The 11,941-nt window shown below is 69.3% G+C and carries 12 protein-coding genes and 2 pseudogenes; 5 read left to right on the top strand and 9 right to left on the bottom strand.

Annotation, left to right across the window (positions count from 1 at the left end; genetic code table 11):
• Positions 1 to 66 precede the first annotated feature (66 nt).
• The 3 genes and pseudogenes from SALPAC6_RS28575 to SALPAC6_RS0123965 all read right to left on the bottom strand — a co-directional run bounded on the left by SALPAC6_RS28575 (position 67) and on the right by SALPAC6_RS0123965 (position 2,765).
• Positions 67 to 850 (bottom strand): annotated as a pseudogene (locus SALPAC6_RS28575) (RCC1 domain-containing protein).
• Between the two features lie 124 nt (positions 851 to 974).
• Positions 975 to 2,147: an MFS transporter gene (locus SALPAC6_RS0123970; RefSeq protein WP_018255841.1), complete on the bottom strand. Its 1,173-nt coding sequence runs from the start codon at positions 2,145 to 2,147 to the stop codon at positions 975 to 977.
• Positions 2,148 to 2,312: 165 nt separating this feature from the next.
• Positions 2,313 to 2,765: a MarR family winged helix-turn-helix transcriptional regulator gene (locus tag SALPAC6_RS0123965; protein WP_018255840.1), complete on the bottom strand. Its 453-nt coding sequence runs from the start codon at positions 2,763 to 2,765 to the stop codon at positions 2,313 to 2,315.
• A 100-nt stretch (positions 2,766 to 2,865) separates the two neighbouring features.
• Between SALPAC6_RS0123965 and SALPAC6_RS0123960 the strand changes: the two genes are divergently transcribed.
• Positions 2,866 to 3,918 (top strand): bifunctional NAD(P)H-dependent oxidoreductase/GNAT family N-acetyltransferase, encoded by a 1,053-nt coding sequence (locus SALPAC6_RS0123960; RefSeq protein ID WP_026190024.1) that lies wholly within the window; start codon positions 2,866 to 2,868, stop codon positions 3,916 to 3,918.
• Between the two features lie 91 nt (positions 3,919 to 4,009).
• On the opposite strand, the gene SALPAC6_RS0123955 is transcribed toward SALPAC6_RS0123960, so the two are convergent.
• Positions 4,010 to 4,333 carry a GYD domain-containing protein gene (locus SALPAC6_RS0123955; RefSeq protein ID WP_018255838.1) on the bottom strand — a complete coding sequence of 108 codons (324 nt, stop codon included), beginning with the start codon at positions 4,331 to 4,333 and terminating at the stop codon, positions 4,010 to 4,012.
• Between the two features lie 175 nt (positions 4,334 to 4,508).
• Here SALPAC6_RS0123955 and SALPAC6_RS0123950 point away from each other — a divergent pair, with 175 nt between their 5' ends.
• On the top strand, positions 4,509 to 5,108 hold the full coding sequence (locus SALPAC6_RS0123950) for a TetR/AcrR family transcriptional regulator (protein WP_033666745.1): 600 nt from the start codon (positions 4,509 to 4,511) through the stop codon (positions 5,106 to 5,108).
• Here the strand turns inward: SALPAC6_RS0123950 and SALPAC6_RS31100 are convergent.
• A pseudogene (locus tag SALPAC6_RS31100) lies at positions 5,072 to 5,281 on the bottom strand (hypothetical protein); the annotation flags it as partial. The gene SALPAC6_RS0123950 and the pseudogene SALPAC6_RS31100 overlap by 37 nt on opposite strands.
• A 243-nt stretch (positions 5,282 to 5,524) precedes the next feature.
• Between SALPAC6_RS31100 and SALPAC6_RS0123945 the strand changes: the two are divergent.
• Entirely contained in the window at positions 5,525 to 6,088 is a 564-nt protein-coding gene (locus tag SALPAC6_RS0123945; protein WP_018255836.1) for a hypothetical protein, read from the top strand.
• Positions 6,089 to 6,114: 26 nt separating this feature from the next.
• On the opposite strand, the gene SALPAC6_RS0123940 is transcribed toward SALPAC6_RS0123945, so the two are convergent.
• From SALPAC6_RS0123940 to SALPAC6_RS0123930, 3 genes are all read right to left on the bottom strand, one after another.
• Positions 6,115 to 6,894: an endonuclease/exonuclease/phosphatase family protein gene (locus SALPAC6_RS0123940; RefSeq protein ID WP_018255835.1), complete on the bottom strand. Its 780-nt coding sequence runs from the start codon at positions 6,892 to 6,894 to the stop codon at positions 6,115 to 6,117.
• Positions 6,895 to 7,059: 165 nt separating this feature from the next.
• Positions 7,060 to 7,563, bottom strand: coding sequence for a peptide deformylase (locus tag SALPAC6_RS0123935; protein ID WP_018255834.1), 504 nt, complete (start codon positions 7,561 to 7,563; stop codon positions 7,060 to 7,062).
• Positions 7,564 to 7,668: 105 nt separating this feature from the next.
• Positions 7,669 to 9,093 carry a hypothetical protein gene (locus tag SALPAC6_RS0123930; protein ID WP_026190022.1) on the bottom strand — a complete coding sequence of 475 codons (1,425 nt, stop codon included), beginning with the start codon at positions 9,091 to 9,093 and terminating at the stop codon, positions 7,669 to 7,671.
• A 316-nt stretch (positions 9,094 to 9,409) separates the two neighbouring features.
• Between SALPAC6_RS0123930 and SALPAC6_RS0123920 the strand changes: the two genes are divergently transcribed.
• Positions 9,410 to 9,793, top strand: coding sequence for a hypothetical protein (locus SALPAC6_RS0123920; protein WP_018255831.1), 384 nt, complete (start codon positions 9,410 to 9,412; stop codon positions 9,791 to 9,793).
• Between the two features lie 81 nt (positions 9,794 to 9,874).
• Here the strand turns inward: SALPAC6_RS0123920 and SALPAC6_RS0123915 are convergent, their stop codons facing one another.
• Complete coding sequence (locus SALPAC6_RS0123915; protein WP_018255830.1) at positions 9,875 to 11,143, bottom strand: MFS transporter; 1,269 nt, start codon at positions 11,141 to 11,143, stop codon at positions 9,875 to 9,877.
• A gap of 134 nt (positions 11,144 to 11,277) precedes the next feature.
• Here SALPAC6_RS0123915 and SALPAC6_RS0123910 point away from each other — a divergent pair, with 134 nt between their 5' ends.
• A complete protein-coding gene (locus tag SALPAC6_RS0123910; RefSeq protein ID WP_033666743.1) occupies positions 11,278 to 11,847 on the top strand; it encodes a CGNR zinc finger domain-containing protein in 570 nt (189 codons plus the stop codon).
• Positions 11,848 to 11,941 lie beyond the last annotated feature (94 nt).

Below are 11,941 nucleotides of genomic sequence, written 5' to 3'. Positions count from 1 at the left end.
CGCAGGGCAGCACCATCCCGCAGGCCACCGGCCGGGCCGGGGGTTAACCCCCTTCTGCAGGCGCGGTCACCGCGGCTGAGGTGATCGGGGTCGGCGGGTGCGGTGGATGAGGGCGGCGCCGGCGAGGACGAGCAGGGTGGCGGCGCTGAGTAGGCGGGGCAGGCTGGCCCCGGTGATGGGTAGGTCGGGGTCGGTGGGGTCGGCGACGGTGATGGTGGTGGCCTCGGACTGACTGTGGGGGCAGGTGGTGGTGTTGGTACGGAAGGTGATGCTGCCGGCGGGCGCTGCGATGTCGCAGGTGACGGTGGCGGTGAGGGTGACGTCCTGCTCCGTGGTCGGGTCCGGCGGTGAGATCCGCAGGGTGGTGGTGGAGCTCGCTTGCGCGTCAACCAGGGCCAGGCTGTGGTCGGCGCCGCAGGCAACGGCGGTGGCTGTGGTGCCGGCGGGCAGGTTGACGGCGACGGGGGTGTTGCTGTCGCTGGTGCTGCCATCGCCGAGCGAAGGAGTTCGCACCCCAGGCGAGCACCGTGCCGGCGGAGGTTAGGGCCAGACTGTGGGTGTCACTGCCGGCGATGGCGGTGACGGTGGTGCCGGCGGGTAGCCGCACCGCGACCGGGGTGCTGCTGCTGGCGATGGTCCCGTTGCCGAACTGGCCGAAGGAGTTGTCGCCCCAGGCCAGGATGGTGTTCGCCGCGACGGCCGCGGTTGGTGTGGGCTGGGCATCCGCCGGCAGCACCCCGGCTGCCTGGGTGACCGTCACCGCCAGCGCGAGGCAGAACCCCCCGGCCAGCGCACGTGCCGCCCCATGCGCGCCGACGCCGTGACGATCTCGCTGACCAGTTCCCGGCATTGTGCACCTCCGAGCGGACAAGTGCCTGTCAATAGGACAGAGGCCATTATTGACCACCTTTAACTCGGATGGCGGGAGGAACATGCGCCAGAACCGAGCCTCGCGCTGGCAGCCGGGCCGGCCGTCATCGGTGGCCGGTACGAGCCAACACCTGGACCAGGATGAGCATCGCGGCGGCCTGCGCGGCGGCGACCGCGGCGAAGAGCCCGGTCCGCGAAGAGTCGTACAGGGCGCCGGCGGCGACGCCGCCGACGAGTGCACCGGCGGCCTGGACGGCGGCGAAAACGCCGTACGCGGTGCCCCGACGCGCCCGGGGCACCAGGTCGGCCACGAAGGCCTTGACGGTGGAATCCTGCACCCCCAGCGCGGCGCCCCACACCAGGACCCCACCGGCGGCCACCGCCAGGCCGGAGGTGAACGCCAGTGGCGGCACCACGGCTACCAGAATGGGCAGGGCCAGCAGGACCCGAGCTCCGATGCGGTCGTAGGCCGCACCGGTGGCGAGCGCGGCCACGGCCGCCGCCGCCATCGCCGCCGCGTACAGCAGCGGCACACCTGCTGCCGGCACCAGCCCGGTCTGTGCCAGGTGGAACCCGATCAACCCGAAGGTCATCAGCCCCGCGGTGCACAGGGCGCAGGCCGCCGCGAACAATCCGAAGGACGCCGGCAGCGAGGCACGCCGGGCGGGCTCATCGTGTTCGTCCCGGTTGTGGACGGCAACATCACGGGGATACGCGATGCCGGCGCGGCGGCGCAGCAGCACGAGCAGGACCATCGCCAGTGCCCCCGGCACCGCCAGCCCGGCCAGCCCGGGCCACAGGAGTCCCCCCGCTGCGGTGGTGAGTGCTGCCAGCAGCAGCGGGCCGGCGAACGCCCCGACCTGGTCCAGGGCCTTGTGGACGCCCATTCCGCGGCCCATCCCCACCGCGCCGGCCGCATCGGCCAACAGCACCGACTTCGCCGGTGACCGCACGGCCTTACCCAGCCGCTCCACCACGATCAACACTGCGGCCGCCACCAGCCCCGCGGCGCCCAACCGCGGGGTCACCGCCAGCAGCGGCACGCACACCGCCGTCAGTGCATATCCGACGGTGGTCAACGTCCAGTAGCGGCGGGTCCGGTCGGCCAGCGGCCCCGACACCAGTCGCAGCGCCAGCGCGGCCGCTTCACCAGCGCCGGTGATCAAGCCGACGATCAGTGCGGACGCGCCCAACGATGCCAGTAGCGGCCCGTACACCGACCGGGCGCCCTCGTACACCATGTCGGCGGCCAGGCTCACCACACCGAAGCCGATCACCGTCCGCCACGGCGACCATCCCAACGCCCGTCGATCGTCGGGGTCTGCTGGAGCGCGCGGCGCCGGCGTGGAATCAGTAGTTAGCACAGCCTCACCTAATCGGAGTTCGGGCTATGCGGTCAAACCGAGATTGTGTGGACGCCTGGATGGGCTACCGACCGATTGTCACGTCGCCGGGCGATCTTCGCTGGCTGGGGGCTCTTCCAGCCTGCGGGCGATTTGTTCGATGGCGGTGAGGTCTGCGGAGGTGAGCCGGTCGATGAAGTGGCGTCGCACCGACTCGACGTGGGCTGGTGCGGCGTCTTCGAGCGCCGTCAGACCCTGTGCGGTGAGCACCAAGAAGCAGCCCCGGCCGTCGTTGGGATCGGGTGTGCGTTTCAGCAGACCACGCGCCGCCATCCGGGTGGCGTGCCGGGATAGCCGGCTGCGTGACCAGCCCATCTTGTCGGCCTGCTCCCCCAGGGTGCTGGTGTGGCCGGGTCGTTCCGACAGGGTGCTCAGTACTTCGTAGTCAGGTTCGGAGAGCCCGATCGCGGCTAGGTCGCGCGCCGTGCCGGCTTGGACGGCGACCGTGATGCGCAGGAACGCCCGCCAGGCGCGTTCCTGGTCCGGGTTCAACCAGCGTGCGGCTCCGGTCGAGGGATTAGTTGACATGTAATCAAGCTAGCACCTACACTTCGTTTCCATGTTAACTAAACCGGTTCGTGTTCTTCTGCTGATCTGCAGCACCCGCCCCGGCGCTCTCGGTCCCCACGTGGGCCAGTGGCTGGCCGAAGCGATCTCCCCACGCGCCGCGGAGCTCGGCGTCGAGCTGATGCCGGTGGCCCTCAGCGATTTGAACCTGCCGCTTCTTGACGAGGAGGAACACCCGTCGTCGGGCATCTACCAGCATGAGCACACACGGCGCTGGAGCTCGATCGTTGACCTGGCGGATGGGTTCATCGCGATCACCCCGGAGTACAACTACGGGATGCCGGCGACCCTGAAAAACGCGCTGGACTATCTCCACCGCGAATGGGCGTGGAAGCCGATCGGTTTCGTCAGCTACGGCAACACGTCGGCGGGCACCCGATCGGTACAGCACGCCAAGCAGGTGGTGACCACGCTGCGTCTGGTTCCGTTGGGTGCCACGGTCGCGATCCGTCTCACTGACGCAACGACGGATGGACGACTACTACCCGACGCGGCCCGCGACCAGGCGGGCCTCGGCCTACTGGACGAACTGGTCCGGGTCGCAAACGCCCTGCGGCCACTGCGTGAACACGCACAGGTCGACAGCCGATCCGGTCCGCTGCCAGGGTCCTACGTCAGACGGCTGAGCGGCGATGATGCACCTGAGGTGACGGTACTGCAGCGGTGCTGCTGGGTGGACGAGGCCCTCGCCAACGAGACCATGGACATTCCCGCCTTACACGAGTCGCCGGAACAGGTACGCGAATGGCTCGCGGCGTGGCACACCACGGGTCTGTGGCGTGACGGCCGCCTCCTGGGGATGGTGCGCGCCCGCCGCCTCGATACCGACTGGCACGTAGGTCGGCTCGCCGTCGTGCCCGACCTACGTGGCCAAGGGCTGGGCCGATGGCTGCTGCGCACCGCCGAGGCCGACGCCGCCTCCGATTGCGATCGCATCCTCCTGGCGACCGGAGCCAAGAACCTGCGGAACCTCGACTTTTATCACCGCGAGGGATACCACTCGGACTCGCTCGCCAGCCCAGACGGAACCACCAGTCTCAGCAAGGACGTGACCCACCCGCACGCACGCCGTACCTGAAGTCAGGGCGGGTTCCCGCGCTGGTCAACCAAGGTAGATGCCACCACCTTCGCCAGCGGAGCCGGGGCGAGGCAGAGTGTGCTGGCCGGCCCTACTCCGCCCGGCCGGGAGCCTGGTAGGTGACCGGGAGCTTCGCTGCCTCGTCGATCTCCTCTGGAGTCAACAGTGGCACCATGATTGTATCCATACCGCCGGCCGCACGGACGGCGATGCTGAGTGCGGCCGCGACCACGTTGTTCCGCAGGTCACACAAGACGTACACGTCGTGCTCGCCGAAGGAGAAGTACAGCGACTCCACCTGTCCACCGGAGTTCTCGATGAGCGCCCGGACCACCTCGGCCCGCCGTGTCCCCCCCTCTTTGCCCAGTCCGCTGACACCCTGGGTGGTGTAGGTCGCTATCGCCAGGAACTTCACTACGCTGGCACCACCTTTCACCGTCGCTGGTGCTCCCGCTGCCTTCGCCCTGTACCCGCAATCCGTTCCGCCACGCCTCGCCAACTCGCGGCGGCACCGCGCAGGGGGACGGGTGGGCCGGGGTGGCGGGAGGTCAACCGGCGTGCACAGCACCCGGGTTGTTACCGTGGTGAACATGTATGTACCCGAGGATCGCACCGCGAAGGCGATCATTCGGGATGTTGCCCTGGAGCTGTTCGGCGAGCAGTGGCCGGCGGCGGCATCACTCAAGCAGGTGGCGGAGCGGGCGCAGGTTTCACAGTCGCTGATCATCAAACACTACGGGTCCCGTGACGGTCTGGTCGCCGCGGTGGACACCCACGTGCTGGGCCTGTTGGGCAACGCCTTGGAGGCGCTCGCCGACACCGACGAAGCCGGTCCCCCCAACCGCTTTCTCGCCTCAGCCGACGCGCTCCGGGCGCCGGCCACCACTCGCTACCTCGCGCACCTGCTCATCGGCGACTCCGCCCGCTCTGTCGAGGCGTACCGCAGGGTGCAGGAGTTCACCGACTCGCTGGTGCGCCGGATGGCCGAGACCGGTGCGGTCGCCGAGGACACGGACCAGGCGCAGCTCTCGGTCGTGCTCCTGGCCCACGAACTGTCGATCATTCTGTTGCGGGATCGCATCGCCGACGTGCTCGGCGCGGACCCGGTGGGCCGCGACGGCCTCCGTCGCTGGTGGGACACGATCGACCAGCTCTACTCGGGTACGGCGATCCGGAAGCCGTCCGGCTGACCCGGGGCGTAACGCCGCTGCGGCGATTCGGGGCGTAACGCCGCTCGCGTTCACCGACGTCCGGCGCTTCGCTGCGACAGTCATCCGGCGAGTAGGACCAACCCGGCGAGCGCGATCAGCACGTACAGGTTGCTGTGTACCAGGCCGAGGCCGGTGAAGTGCAGACCCCCGCCGCACCCCTGTTGCTCCAGCTACCCAACACCCACATCGCCAGAACCGCTGCACCGGGAACCACCCGGCCCGCCAACCGTCAGGTTGCCGCGTTCATGCACCGATCATCGGGGGCGGACGCCACTGTGAACCCCGATCATCGACAGAGCTCAGCCCGTGCATGTTGTGGGCACTCTCGACAGGTGCATAAGCGTTCACTAAAGTGAACGAAATTGCACCAGCTTGAGTGAAGGACGGAGATGCCCATGACAGCCATGCCCCTGCCGCGACGAGCCACCTCACGCCTCAACGACCTGCTCATCGCCCCCGGCGCCAGCCGGATGGAGCGGTGGCTCAGCTACCTCACCGCGGTCGTCGGTGCCGGTGTCGCCTCAGCCATCGGCGTCGCAGCGGGCTACCCGCCCCTGATCGTGGTGGTGCTGGCGGCCCTCGGCTTCGACATCTTCGGCGGGGCCGTGGTGAACGCCACCGCGTCGGTGTCGCGCCGGTTTCACACTGGCGCGACCGCCGCCCGCCGGCAGATGATCTTCGTGGCGGCCCACGTCCACCTGCCCATCCTGGCGCTGATCCTGCCCGCGTACCCATGGTCGACCGCGATCACGCTCTACATCGGCACCCTCGCCGCCGCCGTGTTGGTCGCCACCGCCACTCCGACGTCGAAACGCCCGTTGGCGTTTACCGCCGCAACCGGGCTACTGGTTGTGGCGGTCACGATCCTGCCCGCCCCGCCAGCACTCGCCTGGCTGGCGCCGCTACTGATCCTCAAGCTCCTCCTCGGGCACCTGCTGCCCGCACCCGGGACAAGGTGAGCCCAACACCACGGCAGCGCCGCCGGTCAATCGAGGTCAACCACGAGGGGTCGGTGATCGGAGATCACCGACAGTGGGGTTCGCACGGCCGTCACCGGGGGGAGCCGATGGTAGCCGTGCCGGTCGGCGAGGACGTGGTCGAGTTGGATGCGGGGCTGTCCAGCCGGATAGGTGGGTCGGCGGGCGAGGGGACGCCATCGGGTCAGGAGTCGGGCCGCCCCGGCGGGCAGGTTGAGGTCGCCGAGCAGGATCCGTGGTGCGGGCAGGACCCGCAGCGAGCGGACGGCCTGGCGTAGCTGGCGGGCGTTCCAGCCGGGGACGAACGACAGGTGGGTGGCGGCCACTGTCAAGCGACCGTGCGGGGTGTGCAGGACCGCCGCGAGTACGACGCGCGGTTCGTCCCGGAGCAGCACGAGGCCCCCGCGGGATCCGGGTACGTAGATCGGTGCGCGGACCGGGGCCGGATTCAGCCGGATGATCTGCCAGGAGAGGATCGGGTAGCGGCTGACCAGGCCGACGCCGTAGCGGGGTTCGTCCTCGCCGTCGTCGTCGTGGGTCAAGGGGCGGACCTGTCCGCCGGGTTCACCGACGACGGCGGCGGCGAAGCGGTGTTCGCCGGCGGCGAGGGCGGCGGCGGCGAGAGCGGTCTGGTCCAGGTTGCCGCTGCGGCCCTGACCCCGGTCGACCTCTTGCAGGGCGAGAACATCGGCATCAAGAGCAGCGACGGCGGCCATGAGCCGTGGCGACTCGACCCGCCCGTCGGTGAGCGACCGCCCGTGCAGCAGGTTGAAGGTGGCCAGGCGCACCGGGTCAGCCTAGAGCCGTGGCAAGGTGGGCCAGTGGTGAAACTCTTCGTCTGCTCGGTGTTGGTGTTCGTGGCGGTCGGGTCGCTCGGCCTGTGGCTGCGGCAACGTCGGGGACGATGAGGTGAGCGCGGCCAACCGGTAGGTGTCCCCGGCGAGAGGCGGCGGTCACCGACAACGCGGCGCGTAGCGGCCGGCGCGGATCTCCCGCAGGGCCCGGCGGCGGGTCTCCCCGCGCAGCGTGTCCACGTAGAGCCGACCGGCGAGGTGGTCGGTCTCGTGTTGCAGAGCGCGGGCAAGAAAACCGGTGCCGATGATGGTCAACGGTTGCCCGTGCTGGTCCACACCGTGTGCGGTGGCGCGCATGGCGCGCGGGGTCGGGAAGTACAGGCCGGGAATCGACAGGCAGCCCTCATCGTCGTCCTGGCGGTCCTCGCCGAGTTCCAGCGTGGGGTTGATGAGGTGGCCGCGGTGGCCGTCGGCGTCGTAGACGAACACCTGGGCGGAGACACCGATCTGCGGGGCGGCCACCCCCGCGCGGCCAGGGGCACCGAGCAGTGTGTCCATCAGGTCGGCGACCAGCGCGCGCAGCTCGGCGTCGAAGCTGGTGACCGGTGCGGCGGGAGTGCGAAGCACCGGGTCGCCGATGGTCCGGATCGGGCGCATCGTCATAGCCCAGAGAGTATCGCCCTACTCCGGGCGGGAACGGCGGGCCGGCGCCGACCCGAGCAGCGAGGCACCCCGGCGGTCACCGCCGGGGTGCCTCGAGCAGGTCGGTCAGCCGAAGCAGGTTGGTACGGGGTTGGGGCTGCCGATGCAGTTGGTGGGTCGGTTGTTGATGATCGTGACGTCGCCGAAGACGGTGATCACGCCGTTGTTGTAGACGCCGCCGGGCTCGTTTTGGGCGAGGTTGTCGGTGACGCGGACGTCGGTGAGGGTGAGGACGGTGGTGGGGTCGGACGGGTCGAAGAAGATACCGCCGGCGACTCCGGTGGCTTCGTTGCCGGAGACGGTGGTGCGGCGCAGGGCCACCACGGGCTCGCCGACGATGGCGATGCCGCCGCCGTCGCTGGCGGTGGCGGTGTTGTACACGATCTTGCTGTCCTCAACAGTGACACCGAGATCGGTGGTGAGGTAGAGCCCCCCACCGGAGGTGGCGCTGTTCTCGGCGACCTTGACGTGCTGGAGCAGGAGGGCCTCGTCGCCGTTGTCGTAGATGCCGCCGCCGAGTCCGCTGGCGGTGTTGCGGGTGATGGTGCTGTGGACGATCTCAGAGAGGTCACCGTCGTTGTCCACACCCCCACCGTCGGTAGCGGTGTTGTCGCTGATCAGGGTGTGGCTGATAGTGGCGGAGCCCTCGTCGTTGGAGAACCCGCCGCCGGTGGTGCCGGCGGTGTTGTTGGTCAGCTTCGACTTGCTGATCGTAAAGGTGCCCTGGTCGCTGGAGACGCCGCCGCCCTCGTCGCCGGCGGTGTTGCGGGTGATGGTGCTCTTGGTGATCGTGACCTTGCTTCGGTCACCGGAGACGCCGCCGCCGTCGCCGTTGCCGCCGAGGGTCATGTTGTCCCGGACGGTGACGCGTTCGAGGGTCAGTCGGGTGCCTTCGCCGGCGCGGATGCCGCCGCCGTCGTCGTTGTTGCCCTCGAGCCTTCCGCCGGCGACGGTGAGGTCTTTGAGGGTGAGGTCGCCGCCGGTGGTGACCTCGAAGATGCGGAAGTTGTCGGCGGCGGCGGCCCGGATGATGGTGGCGCCCTGGCCGTAGATGGTGATGGGTTGGAAGACCTGGGGTAGTCCGTTGTCGTCCTGGTTGATGGTGAGGGTGTAGACGCACTTCTCGGCGAGGCGTAGGGTGCCGCCGCCGGCCTGGTTCGCCGCGGTGATCGCGGCGATCAGCGCGTTGGGGTCGCAGGGCACCGGGGTGCCCTTGTCCTTCCCGTCACCGTGGCCATCACCCTTCCAGCCCGAGTGGCCGGCCTTTCCCCAGTCACCACCCCACTCACCGTCAACCTTCGACCATTCCCGGTGTGGTTGGCCGTCAGTGACGCCACGGTCGGGCGAGGACTGGTACGCGGTGGCCGGTCCGGCGCCGGCCAGGCCAGCGACTCCGGTGAGGGCCACGGCGCTGACCGCCGCGACGGCCCGGGGCGCGCGGTGCCGACCGCGCACCCCGGACGGGCGGGGGAGTCTCCTGCTTTGAAACATCGTCGTCCATCGCTTTCTGTGTGGTCGGTTGGGGCGGTACCCGGGTGCGGTGGCAGCGGTGATGACGCCACAACAGGAGTCAAGTACATAAAAACTCCATAAACGGTCAAAGACCGTAAAGATGAATCAAACGTGTGAAACTGACACATGTAGAGTGATTCTGGTGGTCGAAGCGGCCGGGAACGGTGGGGGCGCCGAGGTCGCGGATGCGTGGGGCGATCGTGCCGGTGGTCAACGGTTGGCCGGCCCGGCGGCCGGGGAACAACAAGCGGGCGTCGCGATTCGAGGTCCGGTACGGTCGGTGCTTTGACCTTGGGTGATTGGGCGTTGGAGCCTTCGCGGGGCCATCCCCGAGGGGCTGCCGGTCCTGAACGAGCTACGGTCGCTGCCGGACCTGGTGGGCCGTAAGAAGGTCGGCCCACACGAGTTCAACACAGGCTTGCTGATCGGCTCGTGGCGGCGCCTGGTCCTGTCCGCGCCGCATCTGGAGCCAGGCACGAAGGCGTACACCTTCTACGTACTGGAGCATCTGTACCGAATGCTGAGGAATTCCTCCAAGTGGGGTGATCCGCGGGCGAAGCTGCTGGCGGGTGAGGCCTGGGAGCAGGCGCAGCCGACGGTGCTGGCCTCGCTGAACCTGCCCGCCGAGTCGGGCGGGCACCTGACGGCGCGGGCCGCGCCGCTGGACGGGACCTATTAGGAGATCGCCGGCCGTGTCCCGGACAATGCTTCGATCCTCGTCGACGACGACGAGCACAGCGGGTGTGCCCACGCGCAGACCTCAAGAACTCGACAAAGCTGACGCTCTAGCGGTACTCGGGGCGGGTCGTTCCGCATCGCGGAGAGCTTGGGTGGTGACCCGGGAGGCGAACACGAGGGCGGCGAGCGCGAGTCCGAGTGCGGCGGCGACGAAGGTGGCGCGGACCCCGAGGCCTCGTCCGAGCAGGCCGCCCGCGAGGGCTCCGAGTGGGACGACACCCAGGACGACCAGGCGGTAGGCGGCGGTGACCCGGCCGAGGAGTTCGTCGGGGACCGTCGCTTGGCGCAGGGTGCTGACGACGATCTGATTGAGCGAGGTGGCGATCGCGGCGCAGAACATGCCCGCCAGGGCGAGGGGCGTATGGTGGCCCAGGCCCAGGATGGCGTAGCTGGCGGCCGGGACGAGGGCGGCGAGCCAGGTGACGGGGCCGCCGCCGATGCGGGGCACCACGCGTGCAGCGAGTAGTGCGCCGACGATCGCACCGGCGGCGGGAACGGCGACGAACAGGCCGTAGCGTGACACGGGCACGTGGTACGGGCCGGTGACCAACAGAACGAGCAAACCGCCAGTGGCGGAACCGAAGAAGTTGATCGCCGCCGAGATGAACGCGACCCGGCGCAGCAGGTCGTGATGCCAGAAATGGGCCCACCCGGAGCGGATGTCCTGGGTGATGCTGGTCGGGGTCGGGCGGCGGCGCTCGTGTTCGGCGCTGGTGGGGCGCAGTGCGGGCAGCAGCAGAGCCGCCAGGCCGGCGAGGGCGAATGCGGCCGCACCGGTGTAGAAGGCCGCTGACGCCGCTAGCGCGAATAGCGCCGCCCCGGCAGGTGGGCCGATGAAGGTGTTGATGACGGACTGCGTCGCGAACAACCGGCCGTTGGCGCGCTCGAGCTGTTCGCGGCGCAGCAGACGGGGCGGGATGGTCAGGGCGGCATTGTCGACCATCGTCTCGGCGCAACCGGCCAGGAACACTGCGGCATAGAGCAGTGCGACGTGGCGCCATCCGTTCGCCAGGGTCAAAGCGAGCAACGCGAACCCGCCCGCGCGTAGCCAGTTACCCGCGGTGAGGATCCGGCGCCTGTCCATCCGGTCGGCCATCGCACCGGCGGGAAGGGTGACGACCAGCCAGGGCAGGAACTGCACCACCGTCATGCCGGCCACCACGAGCGGGTCACGGGTCAGCGTGGCGACGAGCAGCGGCGCGGCGGCCTGCAGTAACCCGTCGGCGAGGTTGGAAGCCGCTTGGGACGCCCACAATGCACCGAACGATCTGCGTGGGGCGGTGGTTGGCACGATCCGGCTCCTGAATTCTCATGGGTGATTGGCTGATTGAGCATGAGCATGCCAGGAGGCTGCCTCACATGCAACAATGCGTTTACCCATGAGAGGAGTCGAGGGTGAGGTTCGGCCATATCGCGGGTGACCGCATGCTCGACCTGGTGAACACTGTTGCCTGGCGCCTGGGCGGGTCCGCACGCACGGAGACGCTGAGGACCTTCGGCGACGTCGTCGACTGGTGCGTCGAGTCCGACCTGATCAGCGAAAACGAGGCCGTGACCCTGAACGACCTCGCCGCGCAGGACGACGCCGGCGCCGAGCGGGAACGGCGGCAGGTCATCGAAGCGCGCGAGAGGGCTTACGCGGTCCTCCTCGAGGATGACCCCGAAGCCGCCGCAGATCTCGCGGGCATGTACCGGGCGGCGATTGCCGTAGCCGACCTGGTCCACACGGGCGGCCGTTGGCAATGGCGGGACCGGGAGGCCGACCTGCGCCTGCCCCGCGACCGTATCGTCCGTGGGCTCGTCGCCCTCACCCAGCGCGACGATCTCGACCGCCTCCACCAGTGTGAGGACGCCAGGTGCGGCTGGGTCTACCTCGACACGTCACCGCGGCGCAACCGCCGCTGGTGCGACACGAAGGACTGCGGTGACCGCAACCGCGCTCGCGCCTACTATGCCCGGCAGAAGGCCAAGGGCGTCTCGGATCCGCCCTGCTGATGACGAACTCGGCTTCACCGCCGGGGAACCCTGGGCGGCCTTGGCCTGGCAACGGAACATCACCAGCACTTGCCTGACTGTCGGGTTAGGGCGC

It is taken from the genome of Salinispora mooreana (assembly GCF_000379065.1).
Lineage (GTDB): Bacteria > Actinomycetota > Actinomycetes > Mycobacteriales > Micromonosporaceae > Micromonospora > Micromonospora mooreana.
This window is presented reverse-complemented; position numbering and strand designations above follow the sequence as displayed.